Below are 23,507 nucleotides of genomic sequence, written 5' to 3'. Positions count from 1 at the left end.
GCCCCGGGTCAGGTGCGGGCCAACTCCACCTCGCGGCCTGCTTCCTGGCCCCGGCGGCGGCCGATGATCCTCAGCACGGCCCACGCCAGCAGGGCAGTGGCCGCGGTCGCCGCGCCGCCCAGAGCGAAGGACGCCTTCGGCGCCCGCTGAAGCACCGCGGGCAGCAACAGCATGCTGCCCATGCTCGCCACGTGCAGCTTCACCGAGTAGACGCTGAACATCCGCAGCCGCTCCGGCCCGTCGAGAGCCGCGATCTCCGCGTTCAGCCCGATCGACGTCACCGGCACCAGCACGCTCCCGGCCGCCGCCAGGACGACCACCTGCGTCAGGCTGCTGCTGACCGCGAACGCCGCCAGCAGCAGCCCCCTCACCGCCCACACCACGCAGAAGCCGCCCGGGAACCGGCCGGCCAGCTCGGTGTTGCCAGCAAGCAGGTTGCCCGCCACCGACCCGATCCCCATCGCCGACAGCACCAGCGCATAGGCCCCCGGGCCCGCGTGGAGTCGCTCGGTCAGCCAGATGGGGATGCCGACGGTCAGGACGGTCTGGAAGAACTCGCCGACCGCGCTCAGCACGAACGCGCCCCCGATCACCGGCCGGGCCCGCAGCACGGCGAGCGCCTTCACCCCGCCCGGCTTCGTGACCTCCGGCGCACTGATCCGGGCGGCATGCGGCACCGTGCGGCCGAGCCAGGCGAACGCGAGGGCCGAGACGACGAACGTCGCGGCATCCACCAGGAACAGGTCCTCGGCGGCCATGAACGCCAGCAGCACCACCGCCGAGCCGGGGCCGAGAAACCAGGTCAGCCGGTTCGAGAAGTCCATCAGCCCCGTCACCTGCCGCACCCGGTCACCTGGAACCACCCCCGGCACCAGGGCCGACAGGCCCGGACCGGTCAACGCGTCACAGGCACCGATGACGACGATCACCATCAGGACACCGGCCAGACCAATCGACTGCCACAACCACGGCATCGCCCCCACCACCATGACCTGAACCGTCTCGACAGCGGCCAAGGCCCGGAAAGAGGCGACCTTCGTGACCAGCTTCCGGCCGAACGCGCCGATCAGTAGATGGGGCACGGACTCCAGCACGACGACGAGCCCCATCGCCGTCGCACCGGATCTCTGCCATGCCGTCCACGCCAACGCAAGCGTGAAGAACCGGTCGCCGAAGACGGACAGCATCTCGGCGAGCCACAGAATCAGGACCGGGCGGTGCCGCAGGAGTTGCCAGTAGTGCACGGCGCGACTGTAGGGGCCGGATCAACATCATGAGACGAGAACGGAAACACGAACACCGAACGGCCCGCATCTGCCCAGGCGTCATGCGCGATGCATGCCGCTTACTCCCAGAACTGTCCTACGTTCTTCGGGGTGCAGATACCGGTCATGACGATCGAGGTGTCGGACACCGAACTCAGACAAGCGCCGGTGGCGACGTTCTATATAGCCGACGGGTGCGCGCGACTGGCCACCGACGGCCCACAGTCACATGACCTCACGGCCGTTGCGCGCATAGAACCGGCGGGCCCGGGCATTGCCGGCCACCACCGCCAGCCATGCCTGCCGGTGACCACCGGCGGCGACCAAGCGCTCCGCTTCGCCGAGCAGGGCCGTGGCCACCCGACTCCCCCGGTGCCCCTCGGACACATACACCTGCTCGACCTCGTCGTCGACCACCATCACAAATCCCGCCACCGCGCCGCCGACGACTGCGACCACCGTGCCATCCACCCGTTGCCCGGCTCGCACCCCGAATGACTCCTGCGTCCGTACGGCCACAAGAGCATCGGGAACATTCCCAAGGTGTGCTTCGCACCACCCGCGATACCAGATGTCCGCGACGGCCTCCGCATCATCGGGCCGGGCCGGGCGTATGTCCACGAAGTGGATATCAGGTGTCATGCGCGCAATCCAACAAAGATGACGGCGAGTTGATCACGACTCTCACCCGGAACGGGAGTCATCGTCAGACCGCCAGGCGCAGCGCCGCATCGCTCAGCCCCCAGCGGCTGAGGTGACGCACGGTGCGGGAGATCACCTCGGCCGCCATCCGGTCCGCTCGGGTGCGGGCCTCGTCGGACGGTGTCACCGCGGACGGTCGCTCCGGCGGCCGGAGCGCATGGTAGTCCGTGAAGCGGCGGGTGCCGCAGGCCGTACAGCGCTCCTCACCGGCGTGGAGGGACTCCCAACCCGCTTGGTGCGGACAGTTGTTGATCAGGCGGCCCACGGTGTGCGTCATTCGTCTCTCCTCTGGTGATGTCAGTGCGCTTCGCGCTGGTGGCGCCCCATGGCCGTGATCCATGTCTCGGCGATGTCCCGGTTGCCCGTATCGGCGGCTCGGTAGTACTGCACCTTGATCTCCGAGCAGCCCTGGCAGCGCTGCGGCTCGACCCCGGGCTCCTGCGGGACATCGATCCAGCAGTGGATTTCCTTGCCGCCGAGTGCCGTTGGCGCGACCTTCCATCGCCGGTGGGTGAGCGCGTCCACCAGGGCCAGGCCGCGCCCGGCCGTCTCGCCCTCGCCCGGCTCCCGCCGGACGGGCAGGTCAGGAGAGCCGTCGCCGACGCGGATGTGCACGGTGCGGCCCTGGCATTCCAGGTTCAGGGTGCAGCGGGCGTCCGGTACGTGATCCAGGACGTTGGTCAGCAGCTCATTGACGACCGTCAGCGCGTCCTCGGCCTCGGGGAGGGTGCGGTCACCCCGCCCGACGAAGCCCCAGGAGCGGAGCTGGGCGCAGGCGATGCGGCGCACTATCCAGAGCTCCGCGGGTCCCAAGGTGAGCTCCATGGTGAGCAGTTGGTCTGAGCGGTCCGCGTGGATCGCCATGTCCCCTCCCAATCGGCTTGGGGTCACACGGTGCGTGATGGAGGCGATCCTGGGCCCGTCGGCATCGCTGAGGCAAGTATTCCTGGCGGATGTTTCACTATCGAGTGAACGGACGCACACTGAGCTCACCGCTCCCACAAGTCGGCGATGATGCAGCCATGGCTCAGAGCGACATGCCCACCATGCGAAGCAAGAGGCTCGGCAACGAGCTGCGGCGGCTGCGCATCGCCAGTGACCTGAAGGTCTCCCAGGTTGCGGAACTCCTGGAGTGCGGCCAGCCCAAGATCTCGCAGATCGAGAACGGCAAGCGGGGGATCCGACAGATCGACTTGACACTCTTGCTCGACAGATATGGGGTGACGGACGAGACGTACCGTCGGAGCCTGAAGCAACTGGCGCGTGATATCCACAAGGTTGACTGGTGGTCCGCGCAGGGCCCGTTGATCCATGACGCACTCCGCGACTACCTCACGCTGGAGTCCGACTCGGGAGTTGTTCGGCTGTACGAACCCACCCTCATCCCAGGGATTCTGCAAACCGAGTCATACATGCGGGAGTTGTTTACCGCCCGCATGCCCGCAGAACAAATCGAGACACTCGTCCAGACCCGGCTCAAGCGCAAGGAACTCATCGGCGGATCTGTGGACTTTACGCTACGCGTAATTGTGGACGAGCTGGCTTTCCATCGCCTCATGTCTTCTCGGGCACACAAGACCGAACAGCTTCAGCACCTCACGGAACTCAGCCGTCGTCCCAATGTCAACGTCCAAGTGCTGCCCCTCAAAGCAAAGTTCCAGATCGATCAATTCGGCCCGTTCAGCCTCTTCACTTTTCGGGGTGAATCGTCCATCGACGTCGTGTGGTTGGAACACTTGACTGGTGGTACGTTGCTGGAGCAGCAGCGTGATGTACATGCATACACGAGGGCATGGGAGGAGCTGACGGCCGCCGCACTGCCACCGTCTGACTCCCGCCAGTTCATCGGCGCACTTATCAAGGAAAATGATTCATGACGTCCAAACAAGCGCCCATATGGCACAGCAGCAGTTACAGCGGCAGCAACAATAACTGCGTAGAACACGCCCAACTCCCCAACGGCCGCCAAGCCATACGCGACACCAAAGACCCCGAACGCCGCACCACCCTCCTCTTCGAGGCCGCCGCATGGTCGCACTTCGTCAACGGGCTGTCCGGATCCGCCCAAGGGGCGTGAGCCCAAGCGCACGGGCGGTCGAGAGGCTATCTCCTGCGCAGCTCCCCCCTGGTGGCCCGCATCTGCCGGAGTGCCGCCACCTGCCGGTAGAGCTCGACCGCCTCGGCGGAGCGGCCCAGTTGCTCCAGGCAGTGGGCCTCGTCGTTGCGGCTGGCCAGGGCGTCGGGGTGGTCGGCGCCCAGGACGCGCTGGCGGGCCTGGGCGACATCGCGGTAGACGGCGAGGGCGTCGGGCCAGCGGCCGAGCCAGCCCAGGCCGACCGCGATCTCCCGGCGGCTGACCAGGGTGTCGGGGTGATCCGCACCCAACACCCTGGCCCGGATGGCGCAGACGTCGCGGGCCTCGGCGAGGGCCTCCTCCCAGCGGCCCAGGCGGCCCAGGTTGACGCCGAGGCCGTGCCGGGCGCGCAGGGTGTCGGGGTGGGCCGGGCCCTGGGCACGGGTGCGGTCGTCGATCAGGGAGCGGTAGAGCTGGAGTGCCTGCGCGCTGCGGCCCAGGCGGCCCAGGCAGATGCCCGCCTCATAGCGGGCGGCCAGGGTGTCGGAGTGGTCGGGGCCCAGCACCCGGGCGCGGGCGGCGGCCACCTCGTGGTAGGTCTGCAGGGCCTCCTCCCAGCGCTCCAACTGGCCCAGCGCATAGCCGACTTCGAAGCGGGTCACCAGGGTGTCGGGGTGCTCGGCACCCAGCACCCGGGTGCGGGCCGCCGCCACATCGCGGGCCATTCGGTAGGAGTCCTCCAGGCGCCCCAGTCTGCTGAGGCTGAAGGCGAGGTTGTGGGCGCAGCGCAGGGTGTCGGGGTGGTCGGGGCCCATGGTGCGTTCGCGGGCGGCGAGCACGGCCGCGTATACCTCGCGGGCCTCGAAGTGGCGGCCCAATTGTCCTAATACGTAGGCGGTTTCCTGGCGGGCGGCGAGGGTGTCGGCGTGGTCGGGGCCGAGGGTGCGGGCCCGGCCGGCGGCGGTCCGGGCGAATTCGCGCAGTGCCTCGTCGGGGTGGCCGAGCCGGCTGAGGGTGAAGGCGACCTCATAGCGGCTGGCGAGGGTGTCCGGGTGGTCGGCGCCCAGGAGTCGCTCGCGTTCGGTGACGACGGTCCGGTGGGCCTCGCCCGCCTCGCCCCAGTGTCCCTCGCGGCCGAGCCGCAGCGCCTCGCTGTGCCGGGCGGCGAGTTCGGCGAGGAGTGCGGCGGGCAGGGCCGGGGGTTCGCCGCCCGCGGCGGGGGACGTGACGGGAGACGTGGTGGGGGGCGTCGTGGGCGCCGGGTTCTGCTCGCCGAGGCCGGTCCAGGAACCGGTGAGGGCGGCCGAGGGGTCGGGTGGCAGCGAGGTCTGCGGGCCGCTGCCGACCGCCTTGGAGCCGGTGGTCATGTTCCGGGCCCAGCCGGGCAGTCGGGGTGGTTCGGCGGGCTGGGCCGGTTCCGGTACGGGGTGCGGCTGTTGCTCGGGGGTGGACGGCCGCCGTCCGGTGCCCGCCGTGTCGCGGCGGGCCTCGGCCAGGCGGCGCACCAGGTCGGTGGCGTCCTCGGGGCGGTCCTCGGGGTCCTTGGCGAGCAGGTCGAGGACGATGCGCTCAAGGGATTCGGGGATTTCGGGCCGTAGGTCGCGCAGCAGCCGGGGCGTGGTGTCGCGGTGGCCGACGAGCACCGCCCAGGCGTCGTCCATGTCGAACGGCGGTACGCCGGTGGCCATTTCGTACAGCACACAGCCCAGCGAGTACAGATCGCTGCGGTGGTCGACGCTGCCGGCGCCGATCTGTTCGGGCGACATGTAGTGCGGGGTGCCCATGGCGATGCCGGAGCCGGTGAGCCGGGCGGTGAAGCCGATGTCATGCCCGAGGCGCGCTATTCCGAAGTCGCATATCTTCACGGCACCGTCGGTGAGCCGCATGATGTTGGCGGGTTTGAGGTCGCGGTGCACGATGCCCTGGCGGTGGGTGTAGGCGAGCGCGGCGCCGACCTGTTCGGCGATGTCGACGACCTCGGTCACCGGCAGTGGATGGTGTTTGTTGTCCTCCAGCAGCTGGCTGAGGTTGCGGCCGTCGAGCAGTTCCATGACCAGGTACAGGACGCCCTCGGACTCGCCGAAGTCATGGACCACGGTGATGCCCTGGTGCTGGAGCGAGGCCGCGACCCGCGCTTCGCGGCGGAACCGCTCGCGCAGCACCCGCAGATACGACGGCTCGTGCTGGGGGCCCAGTGGCTTGAGGCACTTGACGGCCACCTGCCGGCCGAGTGATTCATCGCGGGCTCGCCACACCTCTCCCATGCCGCCCCGCCCGATCCGGTCGAGCAGCAGGTACCGGCTCTGGATCAGCCTGGTCTCCGCCATCCTGCGCCGCCGCCCCCGTCGATTCGCTGTGCCTCCCCCGGCCCCTCAAGTATGGCGGCCAGCCGGTGCGGCTTGTAGGGCGACGGACAGCTGCCCGGCCCCGGTCCGGCCGCCGCCCGCAGCCCGCGCCCGGGCGGGGGTTGTCGGCGCAAGGTCCTGGGAACCAGGCGCAGCACGGTACCCGTGATACGCAGGCGGCGCGTGGTGACCGCGATCGGTGGAGCGGAGCGCGCATACAGCCGGTGGGTGTGTGGAGGCAGAGAGGCGTACGCAAAGCGGGCCACGCGCCCCCGGGTCAACCGGTCCGGCGGCCGGCCTCGCCCGTGCCGGTGACCGGTTGGGTGACGTCGACCGGTACAAAGCCGGTCGCCCGGCCCTCCGAGTCGAGCAGCCGTCCCATGAGTTTGGCCGCCCGCAGGGTGATGGCGCGGTCCGTGATCCTCAGGTGGGGAAGCCGGGCGGCGAGCCGGACTTCCAGCTCCTGGGTGTCCACCAGGGAACCGACCCAAACCGTGGCGATCAGGTTCTGGGGTCCCGCCACGCCGATGCACATCCGGATCTCGGGGAGCTTGGCGAGCTCGCGGGCGGTGGCGTCGAGGTGTTCGGGCGGTACGGACCCGAAGAAGGTGGCGGCGACCGGGGAGCCGGACAGATAGCGGGCCAGGTCGCAGCGGAGGATCAGCTGGCCGGAGTCGAGCAGCCGCCGCAGGCGCCGGCCCGCCGTGTTGAGGCTGACGTCCAGCCGGGTGGCGAGCGCGCTGAGCGAGATCCGTCCGTCCTCCCCCATGGCGCGGATGAGGTCGCGGTGTTCGAGGAGGTCCACCGGCGCTCCCTGGGCGGGCCGGCGGGCGCCCGCGAGCAGCTCCTGCTGCGCCCGGGTGAGGCTGCGCAGCCGCCAGCTGCTGCCCTCGGTGTAGCCGCTAGTCACCAGGTGTGCGCGGGTGGAGGTGATGCCGGGCACCGCTCCCAGGCGGTCCACGATGTAGCGCGAAAGGTCCCCGAAGTTGCGCGTCATCACCATGACGAGCAGATCCCGGCCGCCGGCCGCATGCTCCACGGTGACGGAGAGCGCGTCGGCCGAGAGGGTTCTGGCCACGGCGGTGTCCTGGCCCGGTGCGCAGTCGACCTCGATGAGGGCACCGGTGCCGCCGCCGTCATAGGGATAAGCGGTCACCCAGGCGTGACCCGCGGCCTTCAGCCGTTCCCAGCGGCGCGCCACGGTCGCCGCGTCGACGTCCAGCGCCCCGGCCAGCTCCGTCCACGGGGCGCGGGGGTTGATCTGCAAGGCGTTGACCAGGGCCAGGTCGAGCTCATCGAGGCCCACCGGGCTTTCGGACACAGACATGAGCCCCGCTCTCATAGATAGGCAGATTCCTGCATTCGATCTCTGTATGCAGCTGATTCCTGCAATAGCTCGACTGCTTGTGGCGTGAGATTAGCATCGGCGCACCCGATTGATTCCAGCCACTCTTTCGTCAGGAGGTGCCTCGTGGGGCAGCCCCTCGCCACGCTCTCCGAAACGGCTCATGCTCTGCGCACGGAGACCGTCTCCAGCCATGAACTCGTGGCGGCGGCCCTCGCGGACGCCGACCGTCTCGACCCGCTGCTCGGCGTGTATGTCAGCCGGTTCCCGGAGGAGGCGCTGGCCGCGGCCAAGCAGGCCGACGCCCTCCCCGCGTCGGCACGGGGGCCGCTGCACGGTCTGCCACTGGCCGTCAAGGACAACTTCGCCACCCGGGAAGGGCCGGTCACCGCGCAGAGCCCCGCACACGATCCCGCCTGGTGGAGCGGGGAGGACGCCCCGGCGGTCGGCCGGCTGCGGGCGGCGGGCGCGGTGGTGCTGGGGAAGACGACCATGGCCGAATACGCCATGGGCCGCCCCGACCCCGCCCACACCTTCCCTGTCCCGCGCAACCCCTGGGACCCGGACCGCTGGACCGGCGGCTCCAGCACCGGAAACGGCGCCGGCATCGCCTCCGGCCTCTTCCTCGGAGCCCTCGGCACGGACACCTCCGGCAGCCTGCGGCTGCCCGCCGCACTCTGCGGGACGACGGGGCTCAAGCCCACCTACGGGCTGGTCCGCACGGACGGCTGCATCCCGCTCAGCCCCTCGCAGGACGTGGCCGGCCCGATGGCCGTCTCCGCCGAGGACTGCGCCCTGCTGCTCACGGCGCTGACCGGCCGGTCCTACGACGTGGCCGCCCCGGCCGCCGAGGGTGCCCGCGGGCTGCGCATCGGTGTCCCGTACGAGCTCCTCGACGGGCCCGCCGTCAGCGAGGACTGCCGGGCGGCCTTTGGGCAGGCCCTGGACCGGCTGCGTGAACTGGGCGCGGAAATACGGGAGTTCCCGTTCCCCGAGTTCGCCGAACTCTCCGGCGCCAATGGCGTGATCATGCTGGCGGAGGCATTCGACGAGCACCGCGCGCGGCTCGCCGACCGCTGGGAGGCGTACGGGCGTCCGTTCCGCCGCCTCGCCGCGATGGGAGCGCTCATACCGGCCCATCTCTACCTGTCCGCCCGCCGCTCGGCGGAGCTCACCACGGCCCGCCTGCTCGACCGGATGTCCGGGACGGACGGCGTCGACCTGATCGCGACCCCGACCTGGCCGGCCGCCGCGCGCCCGTACCACCAGGAGACCGTCCCCGGCGGGGAACTGAACCTGACCTCCCCGTGGAACCCCACCGGCTTCCCGGCCCTCGCCCTGCCCATGGGCGCCACCTCCGCGGACCTTCCGCTCTCGCTCCAGCTCGTCGGACGCCCGCACTCGGAACGCACCCTGCTGGCCGCGGGAGCGGCGTACCAAACCACCACCTCATGGCATCTGCGCCGCGCCGACCCCGATCCGGGGCAGCGGCCCCTCCCGCTGGCCGACCCGGAGCGTGACGGCACACCTCCCGTACCGCCCGACCCCTCCGCCGAAACGGAGCGGATCCGGTCCGCCCTCGCCGCCACCGGCATCACCCCCTCGCCGGCCGACCTCGCAACGGTCCGGGTCATGGCGGCCGCCCTCCTCCAGCCGGAGAGGCAGCCCACCGCCTGACCCCTCGTACGTCCTCCGACCCATCCGCCGCCCGAGGGGCGGCCGTCCACCCACTGGAGAACCCATGCCGCGTATCCAGCCCGCCACGGGCGCGGGAACGCCCGGTCTCGGCAGCGCGCGCGTCGCCGCGGTCGTCGGTTTCCTGGTCTTCGTCGAACTCACCAGCGGCATCATCCAGGGCATGATGCCGACGCTCCTGCCGGAGCTCGGCACCACGCTCCGCGTCAGCGCGGGCGACCTCAACTGGGTGAGCAGCGCGCAGCTGCTGGCCGCCGCCATCTCGGTGCCGCTCTTCGGGCGGCTCGGCGACATGTACGGCCACCGCCGGATGCTGCGCGTCGCCGCGATCGTCCTCGCCATCGGCTCGATCCTGGTGGCCTGGTCGCCCTCCTTCGAGATGCTCTTGGTCGGCCGGGTCCTGCAGGGCCCGCTCGCCGCACTCCTGCCCCTGGAGATCGGTCTCGTCCGGGACCGGCTCAGCCCGGAAGGCGCCCGCGGTGCCATCGGCATGCTCGTGGGGTCCCTCGCCTTCGGCTCCAGCGCGGGCATGGTGCTGGCCGGTCTGCTGAGCAAGGTCCTGACCGGTGTCCATGGAGTGCTGTGGTTCCCGGCGGCCGCCACCGTCCTGTGCGTCGGCGTCGTCTTCTTCCTGGTGCCCGAGTCGGCCACCCGTGCCAGGGGCACGATCGACTGGGCCGGTGCCGCGCTGCTCAGCGTCGGCCTGTCGGCGCTGCTCCTCGGCATCGCGCGGGGCCCGAAGACCGGCTGGACCGCGGGCAGCAGTGTGGCGCTCTTCGCCCTGGCCGCGGTCGCCCTCATCGTGTGGGTGCTCGTCGAACTGCGGGTCGCCGAACCCATCGTGGACATCCGGCTCACCGTCAAGCGCACCCTGCTGCCCGTGTACGGGGCGGGCTTCCTGTTCGGCGCGGCGCTCTTCGGCTCACAGACCGCGGCGGTGCTGTTCCTGGCCAGCCCCCCCGGCAAGGTCGGCTACGGCTTCGGGTACGGGCCCCTCGACGTCGCCTGGATGCTGCTGCCCAGCGGGCTGCTGGCCTTCGCGGGCTCCGTGGTGGCGCCTCGCCTGACCCGGGCCGTCCACGCCCGCGTGGTGCTCGCGCTGAGCGGTGTCCTGATGGGCGGCGGCTATGCCGCCCTGGTCCTCGCGCACGCCGAGCCCTGGCAGTTCGTGGTGGCCAACATACCGATCGGCTTCGGCACGGGTCTGGCATTGACCGCCATGCCCGCGCTCGTCCTGGACGCCAGCCCCGCCGACCGCACCGGCATCGCGACCGGTGTCTACAACACCGCCAAGACGCTCGGCGGCAGCGTCTCCGGCGCCGTCTTCGCCGCCCTGCTCACGGCCATCACCTTCAGCGGCACCAAGGTCCCGACCGAGTCCGCGTACGCCGCCGTGTGGTGGTGCTGCGCCGGCGTGTCCATCCTGATCACCGCCGCGGCGGCCGTGCTCGGCGGCCGGCGCACCGCCGGCACCGCCGTGGGACAGCCCGCGCCCGTCGGCTGATTCGAAAACCCTCTCGTCCCGCGTCCTCTCCGGAAGGAATCTGCCATGACCGATCGAAACGCCACCCCCGTCCTGTTGCACAACGGACTGCTGATCGACGGCACGGGCGGCGAACCGGTGCCAGGCGGCGCCGTGTTGGTGAAGGACGGGCTCGTCCAGTGGGCCGGCCCCGCCGGCCAGTGGCCCGAACTCCCGGAGGGCACCCGGCGGATCGACGTCGCGGGCAAGACGATCCTGCCCGGCTTCATCGACTGTCATGTCCACATGGCCGTGCCGGGCGGGGCCATCAACCATCAGGAGCTCGCCGCGATGCCCGCCTCGCTGCGCACCTTCCTGTCCGCGCCGCGGATGCGGCTGACCCTGGAGGCCGGCGTCACCACGGCACGCGACCTGGGCGGCGCCGACGCGGGCCACCGCAGGGCCGTCGAGTCGGGCCTGGTCGTCGGTCCGCGACTGCTGGTCGCGGTGGCCATGCTCAGCCCCACGGGCGGGCACGGCGACTTCCGCGCCGGTACGGACAACAGGCCGGCCGATCCGGAGATGGGCCGTCTCGCCGACGGTGTCGCCGAGTGCCGCAAGGCCGTGCGCGATGTCCTGCGGGCGGGCGCCGACTGTGTGAAGATCACCGCCACCGGCGGGGTGTGGAGCCCCACCGACCAGCCGGACGACGACGGATTTCTCGAGGACGAGATCCGTACGATCACCGAGATCGCGGCCGGGCACCGCGGCAAGAAGGTCGCCGCGCACGCTCAGGGGCGCGGCGGGATCCTCAATGCGGTGCGCGGCGGGGTCGCCAGCGTCGAGCACGGTTACGAGATCGATGACGAAGGCATCGACCTGATGCTGGAGCGGGGCACCTTCCTGGTCCCCACGCTCACCACCGCGAACACCGACCCCGACCCGGCGAAGGCGGCGAGCTGGGCGTACGCCAAGAAGAAGCACTGGCAGACGGTGGCCCGCCGGCACGTCCCGCGCGCGATCCAGCGGGGCGTGCGGGTGGCGATGGGCACGGACTGCGGCATCGCCGAACACGGCACCAACCTGCGCGAGCTGGGCCACCTGGTGGACTGCGGGATGACGCCCATGGGGGCGATTCTCGCCGGGACCTCCGAGGCCGCCGAACTCCTCGGCCTGGGCCATGAGATCGGGACCCTCACGGCCGGCAAGCGCGCCGATGTCGTCGTGGCGCAGGGCAATCCGCTCACCGACATCGCCTCGTTGGCCCGGACGGAGAACGTCCGCCTTGTGATGAAGGACGGCGTCGCCTACAAGGACCTCGACGGCCTCGCGGCCTGATTCCTATGTCTTTTGATCGGCTTTGATCGCCGTACGACAACACAACGGTCACAGCCGGGCGATGCGCGCCGGCCCGCTCCCCCGGGCGGGCCGGTGCTTCCGGTCGGCCGGCCATCGGCCCCCGGGGTCATCGGCGTGCCACGTGCCGGACTCCCCCTCCATGGGGGATGTTGGCGCGGTGCGATTCACCGTAGCGTCTGACTGGTAGGCGGACGACCGGTTGTTCCGCTGAGCGGACCGGAGCGGAGGGTTCCTGGTCAACTGGCAAATGTTTCTTGCCAGTTGATGTTTATGGGCCGTTTATCACCGTGGCGTTGACTGGTTTCCGGAGAGGGAGAGGGGGCCCGGATGCCCAGATCCGCTGCCGGGGAGCCCGGCGAGCGATTCGCTCCCGGGCGGGGAGTGCTGGAGGGGGCGTTCGCCCTGCTGGAGGCGGTGCAAGGGGCGAGGGAAGCCGGGCTGACCGCGCTGGCGGCGGAGAGCGGGCTGCCCAAGACGACGGCGTACCGGTTACTGGAGCAGCTGGTCGAGCTGGGCGCCCTGGAACGCCATGGCACCCGCTATCGGATGGGGCCGCGGATGTTCCGGCTCGGCCTGGGGTGGCAGCCGCATCCGAGACTGCAGGCGGCGGCCAAGGGGCCGATGCGGCGGCTGGCGGCCGTCACGGGTGCCACGGTCGGGGTGTGTGTGCTGCGGGAAGGGCGGGCCCTGGCCGTCTCGGGGATTCCCGGCGAGGTGGATCATCTGGCCCCGATACAGCCGGGGACGACCTGGCCGTGGACCACCGCCGCCGGAAAGGCACTGGTGGCGACGGCATCGCCACGGATGCCCCTGGACCCCCTGCCGGCTTCCTGGCGGCGGGAGGCGTCGGCGATCCGGGACAGCGGGGTCGCCGTGGACCGGGAGGGTCTGATCCCGGGAGTGTGCTGTGCGGCCGTGCCGGTGGTCGCCGGGCACGGCGAAGCCATCGGCGCTCTGTTCGCCATGGTCGGCCCTTCGCACGATGTGCGGCGGTTGGTGCATGCCGTCACCCAGACCGGGCGGGCGGTGAGCGCGACCCTGCGCGGCCTGTGAACAGCGCTGCGGCGGTGCTCGCCCCGGCGCGTTCGGGGCGTGTCCGATGGATCAGCACCGGCTGGATCAGCACCGGCTCTTTCGAGTCCCCCGGTGACGGGTGCGGATCCAGAAGGCGAGCAGGGCGATGAGGGTGAGAGCTCCGGTCCAGGCAAGGCTCGCGGCCACCGGCCGGAGTGGAGTTGTGGGGGTGAAGCCGGCGGCGAGGCAGGTCTGCATGGAGCCGTACATCGGTAGCAACGGGCCGAGAAATCCCTGGGGGTCGGGGTTGACCAGGGGGCTTTGCGGCAGCTGGTCGAGGCCGGTGGTGATGACGATGACGACCATGCCGTCGAGTTCGCCGGGCAGGAAGAGAGCCAGGACGAGACCGAGCGCTCCATAGACCAGGGACGCGGTGAACAGCCCGATCCACAGGTGTTCCGGGTGGCGGGGCGACCATACGGTGAACGTCCACGCGGTGGTGTAGAGGGCGACGAGCGCGGCGGCCGAGAGCAGCGAGGTCGCCTTGGCCAGCAGGAGTGGTGCGCGGGGGTAGCCGGCAGCGGTGAGCCGGCGGTCGAAGGGGCCGGCCTGGTGGGCGGCGCTGAAGGTGAGGAAGGCCATCAGGAGCGTGATCAGGTTGAGGGAACCGTGAATCATGCCGATGTGGTCCGTGGGCGCGGTGAGCATCCGGCCGGTCGCGCGCAGCCGGAAGGGCAACGAGGCGTGCGGGAAGATCTGTTGCGCGGCGAGGATCCACAGCGGGATGAGGGCGGCCAGCAGAAAAGCGGCGAGCGTGTTCTTGGTGAGCTCGGCCAAGGTGTAGCGGGCGGCGATGAGGTAGGCGCTCAAGGACCGGCTCCCGGCGCGATCGCGGCCACTTTTCCGCCCAGTTGGAGGACGGTGTCCAGTCGCTCGACATCGTGGGCGAGGTGGGAGATGACCACGGTGCTGCGCCCGGCCAGACGGCGTTCGGCGGTCAGGTCCCAGAAGGCGAGGTAGGTCTGCCAGTCGAAGCCCTGATAGGGCTCGTCGAGCAGGACCACATCGGGGTCGTGCATGAGGGCGAGGACCAGGCTGAGCTTTTGGCGCGTGCCGCCGCTGAGGGCTTTGACGGGGACGTGGAGGTGGTCGGCGAAGGCGAGTCGGTCGACCAGTTCGTGGGCGCGGTCCAAGTGGCTGAGCCGGAAGGCCTCTTGGAACAGGCGCAGGTGCTGGAGGGGCGTGAGCGCACTGTTGAGGACGGGGTGCTGGGGGCAGTGGCTCAGCGTGCCGCTGACGGCGACGGTGCCTCTGTCCGGGCGCAGGTCACCGCACAGGATGCGCAGGAGGGTGGTTTTGCCCGCCCCGTTCTCCCCGACGATGCCGACGAGCTCGCCGGGGCGGACGGTGAGGTCGACGTCGGCCAGTACGACGCGCTTGCCGAAGGCCTTGTGCAGGCCCCGCGCGCGCAGGGCGGGGCCGGGAGCTGCGGGAACGGCGGTCATGAAGCGGCGCGGCTGTCGGAGCCGCGGGAGTTCCGCAGGTGAGGCGTCATCATCAGCGGCGGGGCCTCCAGCATGATGTCGACCCGGGGTGCTACCGGGCCCGAGGGGACGGCTTCCCCGTGGAGGGTCCAGTTCTGCAGAACCCGGGCGAGGACGACGACGATCTCGATGGACGCGAAAGTCCTTCCGGGGCACTGGCGGGAGCCGTTGCCGAACGGGATGTACGCTCCGCGCGGGCCGGGGGTGCCATGTGCCCAGCGGTCCGGATCGAATCGTTCGGGGTCGGGGAAGAGGTGCGGCTGCCGGTGCAGCTGGTAAGGGCTGACGACCACGCTGGTGCCGGGTGGCAGGATCCGCCCGGCCAGTTCGACGGGCGTGGCGACGCAGCGGGTGATCAGCCAGCCATGGGGGTACAGCCGCAGCGTCTCCAGGACGACCTGCCGGGTGAGTTCCAGACGCCGTACCGCCTGCTCGTCCGGTGGATCGTCACCAAGGACGCCGTCGATCTCATGCCGGACGCGCCGGGCGACGTCCGGATGCCGGTCCAGCAGGTGCAGGGCCCACACCATGGTGCTGGCGGGGCCCGCTGCCGTCGCGGCGGTGAACATGTTGATGACGTTCTCCTGCACCTCGCGGTCGCTCATCGGCTCGTCGGCGTCGTCGCGTGCCGCCAGCAGTGCGGACAGGATGTCCGCATGGTCCGTGCCGGAGTGGCGGTAGAGGCGGATCACCTTGTCGACGACCTGCTTGTATCTGGCCAGCATTCGGTGGAACCGGCGGGTGCGGTGGGGGAACAGCCATCGTACTCCGAGCGCGGAGGCCAACACCTCGTGGTAGATCCCCTGGTTGATCTCCTGGAGGCAGGCGTGGACCTCGTCGCGGTAGTGCTTCGTGAACTCCGCGGCGAACATGACGTGTACGCCGGTCATCGCCGCCATGTCCGTCATCTCCCGCGTCACATCGAGCGGGACGCCGGGCCGCCAGGAACCGGTCATCGTGTCGGTCATGGCGACCATGGTGGTGATGTGCCCGGCGACGCGAGTGTGCTGCAACGCCGGCTGGACCGACCGCCGCACCCGCTTGTGCGCCGCGTTGGGGCAGGTGAGGATTCCGTCCCCGAAGAGCACACGCATCTCGTCCTTGCCCGGGCCGCCGGTGTCGAACGTGCGGGAGTCGCGCAGTACCCGGTCGGCCAACTCCGGGTGGCAGACCAGGTAGACGGGCTTCCGTCCCATCCGGAGGCGTACGAGGTCGCCCTGGGCCGACAGGGAGCGGAGGAACGGCAGCGGTTCTCTCCAGACGCGCAATGCGTGCCCCAGCCCGGGAAGGGCGCCCCGAGCGTGTGCGAGGCGGAAATCGGACCGTGTCGTGCTCATGGGGTGGGCTCCCTCTGCGGGTGGGATGACATCACTTGCCTCGGTGCGCGTGACGCCTCGTGTCGAGGTGTATCGGAGCCCCGCGTCAGCGCGGGCACGGCGGAGATCCCGACGGAGTGAACGGGGGCGGCCCGCGTTGCGGAAGCCGCTGATATCGCACGACCATCATGGCGCGGGCATTGGTCCCTCCCGCTGCTGCGCCGGTGACCGGGACCGGACCGTTTCCGACCGTCAGCCTCGGCCGCAAGGAGATCATCTTGTCCGGTGCCAACACTGTGCAGGAACGCCCGCTCGCGGCCGGCGAGGCGGCCTTCGCCTTCTTCGGCACACCGATCTATTTCAGCCAGCGGCTGCGTGGCCGGCTCGACCTGGATGCCCTGACGGCTGCCGTCGGGGAACTGCTCGTCCTGCACCCCGTGCTGTCCGCACGCATCGTCACCGCGGACCGGGGCTACGTGCTCCGGCTGGACCCGTCGGCACCCGGGCCGCGGCCGACCGTGGGCGACGGCCACCGGGTCCGGGCGCCCTATGCGCCGGACACGCCGCTGTTCCGGGTCGCCGTGACGAGGGAAGGGGAAGACCGCCATCAGGTGGCCCTGTCGGTTCACCACGCCATCAGCGACGGTGTCTGTGCCCTGACACTCCTGCACACCTTGTGGCGGAGCTACACCGCACGCGTCACCGGCCGTGCGCTTTCGCTGCCGCCCCGGGCCGTCGGCCTGCCCCGCCCCGTCGAAGAACACTTCCGGGCCCGCTTCTCCGACGAGGAGATGGCGGAGTACCTCAGGGAACGCTCGGCCACGATGCGGGACTTCATCCCCGCGGGTATGCCCGCCCTCGCCGCCGGCAACGGCACGGGACCGGAAGCCGGTGTGCACAGCCGTCAGGTGCGTCTGCCCGTCGAGACCGTCGCGGGACTCACCCGCGTCGCCAAGGCGGCACGCCTGAGCCTGCACGCCCTGGCCTGCGGTATCGCGCTGAGCGCGGTCCATTCGCAGACGGCGCGCCCGGGCGAGACCCACACCATGACGTGCCTGTCCACGCTCGATCTCCGCCCGCGGTGCAGGCCGCCGCTGCCCTGGCACGCGATGGTGCAGGCCGCCACCGCGTCGCAGGCCGTGGTCGAAGTGGGGCCCGGCCATCACCCTGCCGACATCGGACGCCGTGTCCTGCGCCAACTGCGCGACGCGGTCCTGGACAACAGCGTGCTGAAGGCCGTCGCCGCGACTGCCGAGCTGATGGACGAGGCGGCCCATGCGCCGATGAGTGTCCTGGTCAGCAACCTCATGGCGAAGACCCCGCCGCTCCAGCTGCCCCCGGATCTGGTGTCCGACCCCATCCAGGGGTGTGCCGTTCCCCCCGGCCCCTTGCCCTCCCTCTTTCTCTCCGGCAGTCAGGACGGCACAGCCGGCCTCGTCATCACGCTGGTCATGGCCGCGGACTGGTTCACCGCAGAGCAGACCGACCGGCTGGCCGAGGCCATCGAGCGGACTCTCCACCGCGTGCTGTGCGAGTAGTGGCCGCGGAGGTGGCAAGGGCACGGCCTTACTCGGACAGGTGGCGGCGGTGCAGGCGCAGATCAAGGTTGCGGGGCTCGATGATGCTGCGTCCGATGATGGTGACCGGCCGTGCTGTGGCGGGGGGGAGTTTCCAGTCGGCCAGGATGGACGCCAGTGCCAGGACGATGTTCATGACGGTGAAGTCATGTCCGATGCACTTGCGAAAGCCGGTCCCGAAGGGGATCAGCGTCATCGCGCGCTCGGCCCTGGCCCAGCCACGCCCGTCGTCGCTCCAGCGCCGCGGGTCGAATCGGTCGGGCTCGGGAAAGAGCTCGGGCCGGTGATGAATGATGTAGGGGCTGATCAGGATGTCGGCACCGCCTGGTACGCGGTAGCCGCCCAGGGCGGTGTCGGTGACGGCGATCCTGCTGAAGAGCCAGGCCGAGGGCCTGATCCGGAATGCCTCGGTCACCACGGTCATCAGGGTCGGCAGCTGCGGAAGGTGCTCGTGACGGGCGGGGCCGCCGCCACAGACCCGGCGTGCCTCGGCCGCGACGGCCGCGTCGAGGTCGTCGTCGAGCGAGAGGTAGTGCAGGGTCCAGGCGAGCATGGCAGCGGTGGTGCTGATGCCGGCGATGAACATCGTCATCACCTGCTCGCGCACTTCCGTGTCCGACAGCGCGTCTTCGGTGCCGTCCTCGGCCAGGAACATGGACAGCAGGTCGCCCTGGTCGGCTCCGTCCCGACGGTAGGCGGCGATGGTGGCGTCGATGTGCGCATACAGGGACTGCCGAGCCTGCGCATAGCGGCGGTTGGCCGGCAGCGGCAGGCGGGTGATGCCGGGCGCGACCATGCGTAGGAAGGCGCCGTTGACCAGTGTGTCCACGTCGCCCAGCGTCCGGCGCACCACGTCGGCGTCCGCGCCGGAACCGGTGAACCATGATGCGAACATCGTCGAGACGGTGATCCGCATCGCGAGTTCCTGCATCAGCCGGCGGACATCCAGCACCTGTCCTTCGCGCCAGGACCGGGTGACGACCGTGATCTCGCGGCCCGCCAGCTCTCCGTATCCCGCCAGCTTGCCGGGGTGGAAAGCCGGCTGGGTCAGGCGGCGAAGCCGCGTGTGCTTGGCGTTGGGGCAGGTTGCCAGGCCGTCCCCGAAGAACACGGCGATGTTCTCGAAGAAGGGCCCGCCCTTGTCGAAGTCGCGATGACGGGTCACCAGGACCTCGGAGACCACTTCGGGGCTGCAGACCACATAGGTGGGGCGGGTGCCGAGCCGGATCTCGACCAGATCGCCGTAGGACGGCAGGCGGGTCAGGAACCGGGTGGGGTCGGCAAGCAGCTGCCGCAGGTGGCCTACGCCCGGCAGGGCACCAGGTGCGCGCGGGGCGGCGATGGCGGACGCCGGCCGGACTGTGGTCGTCATCGTTCAGCTCCCCGCGCTCACGAGCAGACCGGACGCCCAGTCCGGCATGACACGGTGTTGGTCGTGACGTGCGGTGATCCGCTCCCATTCGTAGTCACCGCGGATCCAGTCGTGGATGATGCCCGCGTATCCGCGCAGCGCGGCGCGCTCGCTGTCGTCGACGGCCCGGAGCAGTCGCGGCAAGTCCCTCTCCTCCAACTCCACCAGTTCGTCCACCTTTTCCTGGGCATGGCGGGACGCCTCGGCCAGTGCCTCCTGCCGTGTGCAACCGTGACTGCGCTGGATGAGGTGGATCGCGTTGTGTCCACCGGCGACATCCTCGTGCTTGAGCGACATCGAGTCGTTCCGCAACGCGACGATATCGGCGCCCAGTTGCCGCATGTGCTGGAGCACGGGGTGGTGCCACAGCGCCGGCGGCACCTCCGTGCCACCCCATTTCTCGCCCAGGTCGTTCTGTCCGAAGGCGCACGTGGTGGCGGCGCGCAGCCGGAAGTAGTCCTCCAGGTCGCGGTAGGCGAACCCGGTCGTACGGTCGATCGCCTCCGTCAGCTGGGAGGAGAAGTACGAGGCCCAGTGGAACGCCACCCGCGACCGCAGCGATGCGGACATCCCCCGCACCATCCGGCTCCACAGATCGGCGAATGCCCGCACCGTCGGTGTATCCAGCGGGCCGGGACCGGGTGCTCCGTGCACGATTCCGATCAGGGCGTTGCATACGGCGGCCACCTGCCGCGGATCGCGGCCTGCCGCTCCGTCCAACTGGTCGTCGAACGGCAGGAAGTACCACCCCATCATCTGCGCCGCAGTACAACAGTCGTCGGCGTGAGCGTCGGGGTAGAGGTAAGCGGCCACCTCTGCCAGCCGCCAGTTGGCGAAGTCCTCCTCGGCCTGCTCGCCGACCAGCAGACCGAACTTCCTCATCCAGGCGACCGCGCTCTCGCGTGCCTGATCCAAATGCGGGTTGATCCGTAGGGGCCATGGGGTGGTGAACACCGCTCCGGTACGCGTCACGCTCGACTGCTCCTTACGCTGAACTCCACTTGCCAGAGCGATCTTTGGGCCGGGTCGCGGGCAATGATGCCGTCTCGGCGGGGGTCCACCCCATCGAGCGAGCGTGAGGGAAATGCCGGGCGCGGGCCCGAGCATCGTGAGCGCTGGTGCCTCACCGGCGATCGGCTGTCCGAGCCGCCTTGCGACCTCCGGGTGCAGCGAATTGACAACCCATCAGGAATCCGGTGGCGCGTGACTCGACCGGGTGATCTGCGCCGGGTGGAGCGCGGCCGTCGATGCCGGGAGTGGAACATGGCGGGTGCCGTGTGCTGCGGCTCACATCACGAACAGGAGATGCAGGACATGACAGAGGCAGCGGAACAGGACGCGCAGCCGACGCTCCCCCGGCAGCTCGTCGCCCTCCTGACCGAACATTTCAATATCGGCGTGGCGCCGGAGCTGCTGACCGCCACGAGGTCGTTCGAAAGCCTCGGGATGGACTCGCTGTCGTTGATGGAACTGGTCGTGGCGGCCGAGCAGGAATTCGGGATCGTCCTGCCCGAGGGCGAGCTCGACCTGTTCCCGTACTCCACGCTCGGTGACGCTGCCCGGGCGTTCGAGAATGCGGCCTGAGATCGCGGTCACCGGGCTGGGCCTGGTGACCCCGGCAGGGCACACGCCGGAGGCGAACTGGGCGGCCTTGTGCCGGGGCCGCTCGCTGGCCATTGCCGATCCCGAACTCGCCGGGCTGCCCGTCGACTTCTCCTGTCAGGTCACCGGCTTCGACGCCCTGGCCGAACTCGGCCGGCCGCTCGCCCGGCGCGTGGACGACTTCATCCGGTTCGCCCTGGTCGCCGCGCGACGGGCCGTTGCCGACGCCGCGTTGGACCCTGGAACCTGGCCGGCGCAGCGGGTGGGCGTCGTGCTGGGCGTCGGGTCCAACAGTCTGAGCACCTATGTCACCGAGTTCTGCCATCTCGGCTCGAGCCGGCCCGAGCGGGTCTCGCCCCTCGCGCTGCCGCGCAGTGTGCCGAGCATGGCCGCGGGCGAGGTCGCCATCGACCTGGGCGCCCAGGGGCCGAACTTCACCACGTCCAGCGCCTGTGCTTCGGGCGCGACCGCGATCGGTGTCGCGCGGGACCTGCTGCTGTCCGGGACGTGCGACATCGTGCTGGCGGGCGGCAGCGAATCGGCGCGCTCCCGTATGACGGCCAGCTGCTTCACCCGGATGCGGGCGCTGTCACGGCGGCGGGAGCATCCGGAGCTTGCCAGTCGGCCGTTCGACACGGCCCGGGACGGCTTCGTCCTCGGAGAGGGTGCCGCCGTCCTCGTCCTTGAACGCCTCTCCCACGCCCGCGCCCGCGCGGTGCCGGTCCAGGCGGTGCTGCGCGGTTACGGCGCCGGTGCGGACGCGCACCATCCGGTGGCTCCGCAGCCGGACGGCGGAGGAGCGGTCCGGGCCGTCCGGGCCGCGCTGGAGGACGGGGGGTGCGGGCCGGGAGAGGTGAGTCTGGTCAATGCGCACGGCACCTCGACACCGTTGAACGACGCGGCCGAGGCCGCGGCTCTCACCGGGGTGTTCGGAGACGAGGTGCCACCCGTGACGGCCGCCAAGGGGGTGATCGGCCATGCCCTCGGGGCAGCGGGAGCGATCCAGGCGGCGTACACGGTGCTCGCCCTGCGCCACCGGACGGTGCCGCCGGTGGCGAACTTCGAGAGCCAGGAAGGCGCATACAAGCTGGACGTCGTCGCCGGACACCCGCGCGAGGTGGGCAGGGGCGCGGGCATCAGCTGCTCTTTCGGATTCGGTGGCCAGAACGCCGTGCTGGTGTTCACTGCCGACTGAAACGCACCCCACTTCCCCGAGACCCGAGACCGCTCAGCGGCGGACCCTGGGCATGCCCAGCCCGATCCAGGAGATGATCTCCCGCTGGATCTCGTTGTTGCCGCCGCCGAAGGTGAAGATGACGGCGCTGCGGTAGCCGCGTTCCAGCTCGCCGTGCAAGACGGCGTCCGCGGAGCCCTCCTTGAGCGGACCGGCGGCGGCCAGCACCTCCATCATCCAGACGTAGGCGTCGCGGCGGGTCTCGGAGCCGTACACCTTGACGGCCGAGGCGTCCTGGGGGGTGAGCTCGCCGCGCTGGAGGGCGTCCACCATCCGCCAGTTGAGCAGCTTCATGGCATCCAGCCGCAGGTGCGTACGGGCGAGCCGGGCGCGGACCCAGCCGAGGTCGATGACCCGGCGGCCGTCGGCGGTCTTGGTGGCGGCGGCCCAGTCTCGGACGTCACGCAGCGCCCTGATGGCACCGGCGCCATGGGCGGCGAGGGTGACACGCTCATGGTTGAGCTGGGTGGTGATCAGCCGCCAGCCCTCGTTCTCCGCACCGACCCGGTTGGCCACCGGGACCCGGATGTCCTGGTAGTGGCTGGTGGTGGTGTCATGGGAGGCGAGGGTGTGAATCAGGGTGCAGGAGTAGCCGGGGTCGGTGGTCGGTACCAGGAGGATGCTGATGCCCTTGTGGGGCGGCGCGTCCGGGTCGGTGCGCACCGCGAGCCAGATCCAGTCGGCGGTGTCGCCGTTGGTGGTCCAGATCTTCTGCCCGTTGACCACATAGTGGTCGCCGTCGCGCACCGCACGGGTGGTGAGGGAGGCCAGGTCGGTACCGGCGCCGGGTTCGCTGTAGCCGATGGCGATGTCGATCTCGCCGGACAGGATCCTGGGCAGGAAGTAGTTCTTCTGCTCCTCGGTGCCATGGCGCATGAGCGTGGGGCCGACGGTGTTGAGCGCCATCAGCGGCAGCGGCACGCCCGCCTGTGCGGCCTCGTCGAAGAAGATGAACTGTTCCATGGGGGTCAGGCCGCCGCCCCCGTACTCCTTGGGCCAGCCCACCCCCAGCCGGCCGTCGGCGCCGAGCCGGCGAATGGTCCGGCGGTAGTAGCGCTTCTGTTCGGCGGGGTCGGCGTGCCGGGCGTAGGCCTGGTCGGGCACCAGGGTGGCGAAGTACCGCCGCAGTTCGGTGCGCAGCCGCTGCTGTTGCGGGGTGTGGTCGAGATGCACGTGCCCCTCCCAGGATTCGTCCCACGACGACGGCGCACACGGTAGAACGCGTTACAGCAATGCGGAAGGGCCTTTGTCGGCCCCTCACTCAACTGCGTTTCCGCTAGCCGCCGTTGACGGACACTCCAGCCACCCACACGCTTGTGCCACACCCGTCAACTCAGCGATTGGGATGGCCAGTTGGGCTCCCGGTCGTTGTCTTCTCTTCGAGGTGGACTGGATGGTCATGAGAACCGCACGGAAGATTGCCACACTGAGCGCAGTGGCCACGTTAACCCTTGCCGGGGTGCTGGCCGGTACCACTACGGCTGGGGCCGCAGGACCGTTCCCGGCTCCCACGAGTGGCCCTTGAACATACGCTGAGCCTGCGCAAGGCGATCAGACGGGCA

Annotated in this window: 21 protein-coding genes; 9 read left to right on the top strand and 12 right to left on the bottom strand. The window is 70.3% G+C overall.

Annotated features, from left to right (window positions below; translation table 11 throughout):
* Nucleotides 1-8: 8 nt before the first annotated feature.
* The 4 genes from ABCR83_RS20545 to ABCR83_RS20530 form a co-directional block, all read right to left on the bottom strand.
* Nucleotides 9-1,244 (bottom strand): MFS transporter, encoded by a 1,236-nt coding sequence (locus ABCR83_RS20545; protein WP_462696556.1) that lies wholly within the window; start codon nucleotides 1,242-1,244, stop codon nucleotides 9-11.
* Between the two features lie 246 nt (nucleotides 1,245-1,490).
* Nucleotides 1,491-1,907 (bottom strand): N-acetyltransferase family protein, encoded by a 417-nt coding sequence (locus ABCR83_RS20540; RefSeq protein WP_462696555.1) that lies wholly within the window; start codon nucleotides 1,905-1,907, stop codon nucleotides 1,491-1,493.
* A gap of 64 nt (nucleotides 1,908-1,971) precedes the next feature.
* Complete coding sequence (locus tag ABCR83_RS20535) at nucleotides 1,972-2,244, bottom strand: DUF6255 family natural product biosynthesis protein (protein WP_462696554.1); 273 nt, start codon at nucleotides 2,242-2,244, stop codon at nucleotides 1,972-1,974.
* A 20-nt stretch (nucleotides 2,245-2,264) separates the two neighbouring features.
* The gene (locus ABCR83_RS20530) at nucleotides 2,265-2,831 is read right to left on the bottom strand and encodes an ATP-binding protein (protein WP_462696553.1); all 567 of its coding nucleotides are present in this window, start codon (nucleotides 2,829-2,831) and stop codon (nucleotides 2,265-2,267) included.
* A 158-nt stretch (nucleotides 2,832-2,989) separates the two neighbouring features.
* Here ABCR83_RS20530 and ABCR83_RS20525 point away from each other — a divergent pair, with 158 nt between their 5' ends.
* Nucleotides 2,990-3,844: a helix-turn-helix domain-containing protein gene (locus ABCR83_RS20525; RefSeq protein ID WP_462696552.1), complete on the top strand. Its 855-nt coding sequence runs from the start codon at nucleotides 2,990-2,992 to the stop codon at nucleotides 3,842-3,844.
* Nucleotides 3,841-4,044: a DUF397 domain-containing protein gene (locus tag ABCR83_RS20520; RefSeq protein WP_462696551.1), complete on the top strand. Its 204-nt coding sequence runs from the start codon at nucleotides 3,841-3,843 to the stop codon at nucleotides 4,042-4,044. Before ABCR83_RS20525 ends, ABCR83_RS20520 begins: the two co-directional genes overlap by 4 nt.
* Nucleotides 4,045-4,070: 26 nt before the next feature.
* Here ABCR83_RS20520 and ABCR83_RS20515 read toward each other — a convergent pair whose 3' ends face one another.
* Both ABCR83_RS20515 and ABCR83_RS20510 read right to left on the bottom strand, forming a co-directional pair.
* Nucleotides 4,071-6,368: a serine/threonine-protein kinase gene (locus ABCR83_RS20515; protein ID WP_462696550.1), complete on the bottom strand. Its 2,298-nt coding sequence runs from the start codon at nucleotides 6,366-6,368 to the stop codon at nucleotides 4,071-4,073.
* Between the two features lie 295 nt (nucleotides 6,369-6,663).
* The gene (locus ABCR83_RS20510) at nucleotides 6,664-7,713 is read right to left on the bottom strand and encodes an Lrp/AsnC family transcriptional regulator (RefSeq protein ID WP_462696549.1); all 1,050 of its coding nucleotides are present in this window, start codon (nucleotides 7,711-7,713) and stop codon (nucleotides 6,664-6,666) included.
* 144 nt (nucleotides 7,714-7,857) lie between these two features.
* Here ABCR83_RS20510 and ABCR83_RS20505 point away from each other — a divergent pair, with 144 nt between their 5' ends.
* From ABCR83_RS20505 to ABCR83_RS20490, 4 genes are all read left to right on the top strand, one after another.
* Complete coding sequence (locus ABCR83_RS20505; RefSeq protein WP_462696548.1) at nucleotides 7,858-9,408, top strand: amidase; 1,551 nt, start codon at nucleotides 7,858-7,860, stop codon at nucleotides 9,406-9,408.
* Between the two features lie 64 nt (nucleotides 9,409-9,472).
* Nucleotides 9,473-10,930, top strand: a complete 1,458-nt coding sequence (locus ABCR83_RS20500) for an MFS transporter (RefSeq protein WP_462696547.1) — start codon at nucleotides 9,473-9,475, stop codon at nucleotides 10,928-10,930.
* 45 nt (nucleotides 10,931-10,975) lie between these two features.
* Nucleotides 10,976-12,226, top strand: a complete 1,251-nt coding sequence (locus ABCR83_RS20495) for a metal-dependent hydrolase family protein (protein WP_462696546.1) — start codon at nucleotides 10,976-10,978, stop codon at nucleotides 12,224-12,226.
* Between the two features lie 348 nt (nucleotides 12,227-12,574).
* Entirely contained in the window at nucleotides 12,575-13,300 is a 726-nt protein-coding gene (locus tag ABCR83_RS20490) for an IclR family transcriptional regulator (RefSeq protein WP_462696545.1), read from the top strand.
* Nucleotides 13,301-13,366: 66 nt separating this feature from the next.
* Here ABCR83_RS20490 and ABCR83_RS20485 read toward each other — a convergent pair whose 3' ends face one another.
* From ABCR83_RS20485 to ABCR83_RS20475, 3 genes are read right to left on the bottom strand one after another with little or no spacing between them, the layout of a single operon-like run.
* The gene (locus ABCR83_RS20485) at nucleotides 13,367-14,131 is read right to left on the bottom strand and encodes a hypothetical protein (RefSeq protein WP_462696544.1); all 765 of its coding nucleotides are present in this window, start codon (nucleotides 14,129-14,131) and stop codon (nucleotides 13,367-13,369) included.
* Nucleotides 14,128-14,766, bottom strand: a complete 639-nt coding sequence (locus ABCR83_RS20480) for an ABC transporter ATP-binding protein (RefSeq protein WP_462696543.1) — start codon at nucleotides 14,764-14,766, stop codon at nucleotides 14,128-14,130. The genes ABCR83_RS20485 and ABCR83_RS20480 overlap by 4 nt, the downstream gene beginning before the upstream one ends.
* Complete coding sequence (locus tag ABCR83_RS20475) at nucleotides 14,763-16,142, bottom strand: cytochrome P450 (RefSeq protein WP_462696542.1); 1,380 nt, start codon at nucleotides 16,140-16,142, stop codon at nucleotides 14,763-14,765. The genes ABCR83_RS20480 and ABCR83_RS20475 overlap by 4 nt, the downstream gene beginning before the upstream one ends.
* 257 nt (nucleotides 16,143-16,399) lie before the next feature.
* On the opposite strand from ABCR83_RS20475, the gene ABCR83_RS20470 reads away from it, so the two are divergent.
* Nucleotides 16,400-17,659 carry a phthiocerol/phthiodiolone dimycocerosyl transferase family protein gene (locus ABCR83_RS20470; protein WP_462696541.1) on the top strand — a complete coding sequence of 420 codons (1,260 nt, stop codon included), beginning with the start codon at nucleotides 16,400-16,402 and terminating at the stop codon, nucleotides 17,657-17,659.
* A gap of 28 nt (nucleotides 17,660-17,687) precedes the next feature.
* On the opposite strand, the gene ABCR83_RS20465 is transcribed toward ABCR83_RS20470, so the two are convergent.
* Both ABCR83_RS20465 and ABCR83_RS20460 read right to left on the bottom strand, forming a co-directional pair.
* On the bottom strand, nucleotides 17,688-19,070 hold the full coding sequence (locus ABCR83_RS20465) for a cytochrome P450 (protein WP_462696540.1): 1,383 nt from the start codon (nucleotides 19,068-19,070) through the stop codon (nucleotides 17,688-17,690).
* Between the two features lie 3 nt (nucleotides 19,071-19,073).
* Nucleotides 19,074-20,081, bottom strand: a complete 1,008-nt coding sequence (locus ABCR83_RS20460; protein WP_462696539.1) for a terpene synthase family protein — start codon at nucleotides 20,079-20,081, stop codon at nucleotides 19,074-19,076.
* A 342-nt stretch (nucleotides 20,082-20,423) separates the two neighbouring features.
* Here ABCR83_RS20460 and ABCR83_RS20455 point away from each other — a divergent pair, with 342 nt between their 5' ends.
* Complete coding sequence (locus tag ABCR83_RS20455) at nucleotides 20,424-20,693, top strand: acyl carrier protein (RefSeq protein ID WP_462696538.1); 270 nt, start codon at nucleotides 20,424-20,426, stop codon at nucleotides 20,691-20,693.
* A complete protein-coding gene (locus ABCR83_RS20450) occupies nucleotides 20,683-21,906 on the top strand; it encodes a beta-ketoacyl-[acyl-carrier-protein] synthase family protein (protein WP_462696537.1) in 1,224 nt (407 codons plus the stop codon). The genes ABCR83_RS20455 and ABCR83_RS20450 overlap by 11 nt, the downstream gene beginning before the upstream one ends.
* Nucleotides 21,907-21,939: 33 nt before the next feature.
* Here the strand turns inward: ABCR83_RS20450 and ABCR83_RS20445 are convergent, their stop codons facing one another.
* On the bottom strand, nucleotides 21,940-23,118 hold the full coding sequence (locus ABCR83_RS20445) for an acyl-CoA dehydrogenase family protein (RefSeq protein WP_462696536.1): 1,179 nt from the start codon (nucleotides 23,116-23,118) through the stop codon (nucleotides 21,940-21,942).
* Nucleotides 23,119-23,507 lie beyond the last annotated feature (389 nt).

This window comes from Streptomyces xingningensis, from assembly GCF_054957865.1.
This window is presented reverse-complemented; position numbering and strand designations above follow the sequence as displayed.

Coding starts and splice junctions, on each gene's coding strand:
- ABCR83_RS20540 (WP_462696555.1), bottom strand. CDS start 1,907: ATGACACCTGATATCCACTTCGTGGACATACGCCCGGCCCGGCCCGAT.
- ABCR83_RS20535 (WP_462696554.1), bottom strand. CDS start 2,244: ATGACGCACACCGTGGGCCGCCTGATCAACAACTGTCCGCACCAAGCG.
- ABCR83_RS20530 (WP_462696553.1), bottom strand. CDS start 2,831: ATGGCGATCCACGCGGACCGCTCAGACCAACTGCTCACCATGGAGCTC.
- ABCR83_RS20525 (WP_462696552.1), top strand. CDS start 2,990: ATGGCTCAGAGCGACATGCCCACCATGCGAAGCAAGAGGCTCGGCAAC.
- ABCR83_RS20520 (WP_462696551.1), top strand. CDS start 3,841: ATGACGTCCAAACAAGCGCCCATATGGCACAGCAGCAGTTACAGCGGC.
- ABCR83_RS20515 (WP_462696550.1), bottom strand. CDS start 6,368: ATGGCGGAGACCAGGCTGATCCAGAGCCGGTACCTGCTGCTCGACCGG.
- ABCR83_RS20510 (WP_462696549.1), bottom strand. CDS start 7,713: ATGTCTGTGTCCGAAAGCCCGGTGGGCCTCGATGAGCTCGACCTGGCC.
- ABCR83_RS20500 (WP_462696547.1), top strand. CDS start 9,473: ATGCCGCGTATCCAGCCCGCCACGGGCGCGGGAACGCCCGGTCTCGGC.
- ABCR83_RS20495 (WP_462696546.1), top strand. CDS start 10,976: ATGACCGATCGAAACGCCACCCCCGTCCTGTTGCACAACGGACTGCTG.
- ABCR83_RS20490 (WP_462696545.1), top strand. CDS start 12,575: ATGCCCAGATCCGCTGCCGGGGAGCCCGGCGAGCGATTCGCTCCCGGG.
- ABCR83_RS20480 (WP_462696543.1), bottom strand. CDS start 14,766: ATGACCGCCGTTCCCGCAGCTCCCGGCCCCGCCCTGCGCGCGCGGGGC.
- ABCR83_RS20475 (WP_462696542.1), bottom strand. CDS start 16,142: ATGAGCACGACACGGTCCGATTTCCGCCTCGCACACGCTCGGGGCGCC.
- ABCR83_RS20465 (WP_462696540.1), bottom strand. CDS start 19,070: ATGACGACCACAGTCCGGCCGGCGTCCGCCATCGCCGCCCCGCGCGCA.
- ABCR83_RS20455 (WP_462696538.1), top strand. CDS start 20,424: ATGACAGAGGCAGCGGAACAGGACGCGCAGCCGACGCTCCCCCGGCAG.
- ABCR83_RS20450 (WP_462696537.1), top strand. CDS start 20,683: ATGCGGCCTGAGATCGCGGTCACCGGGCTGGGCCTGGTGACCCCGGCA.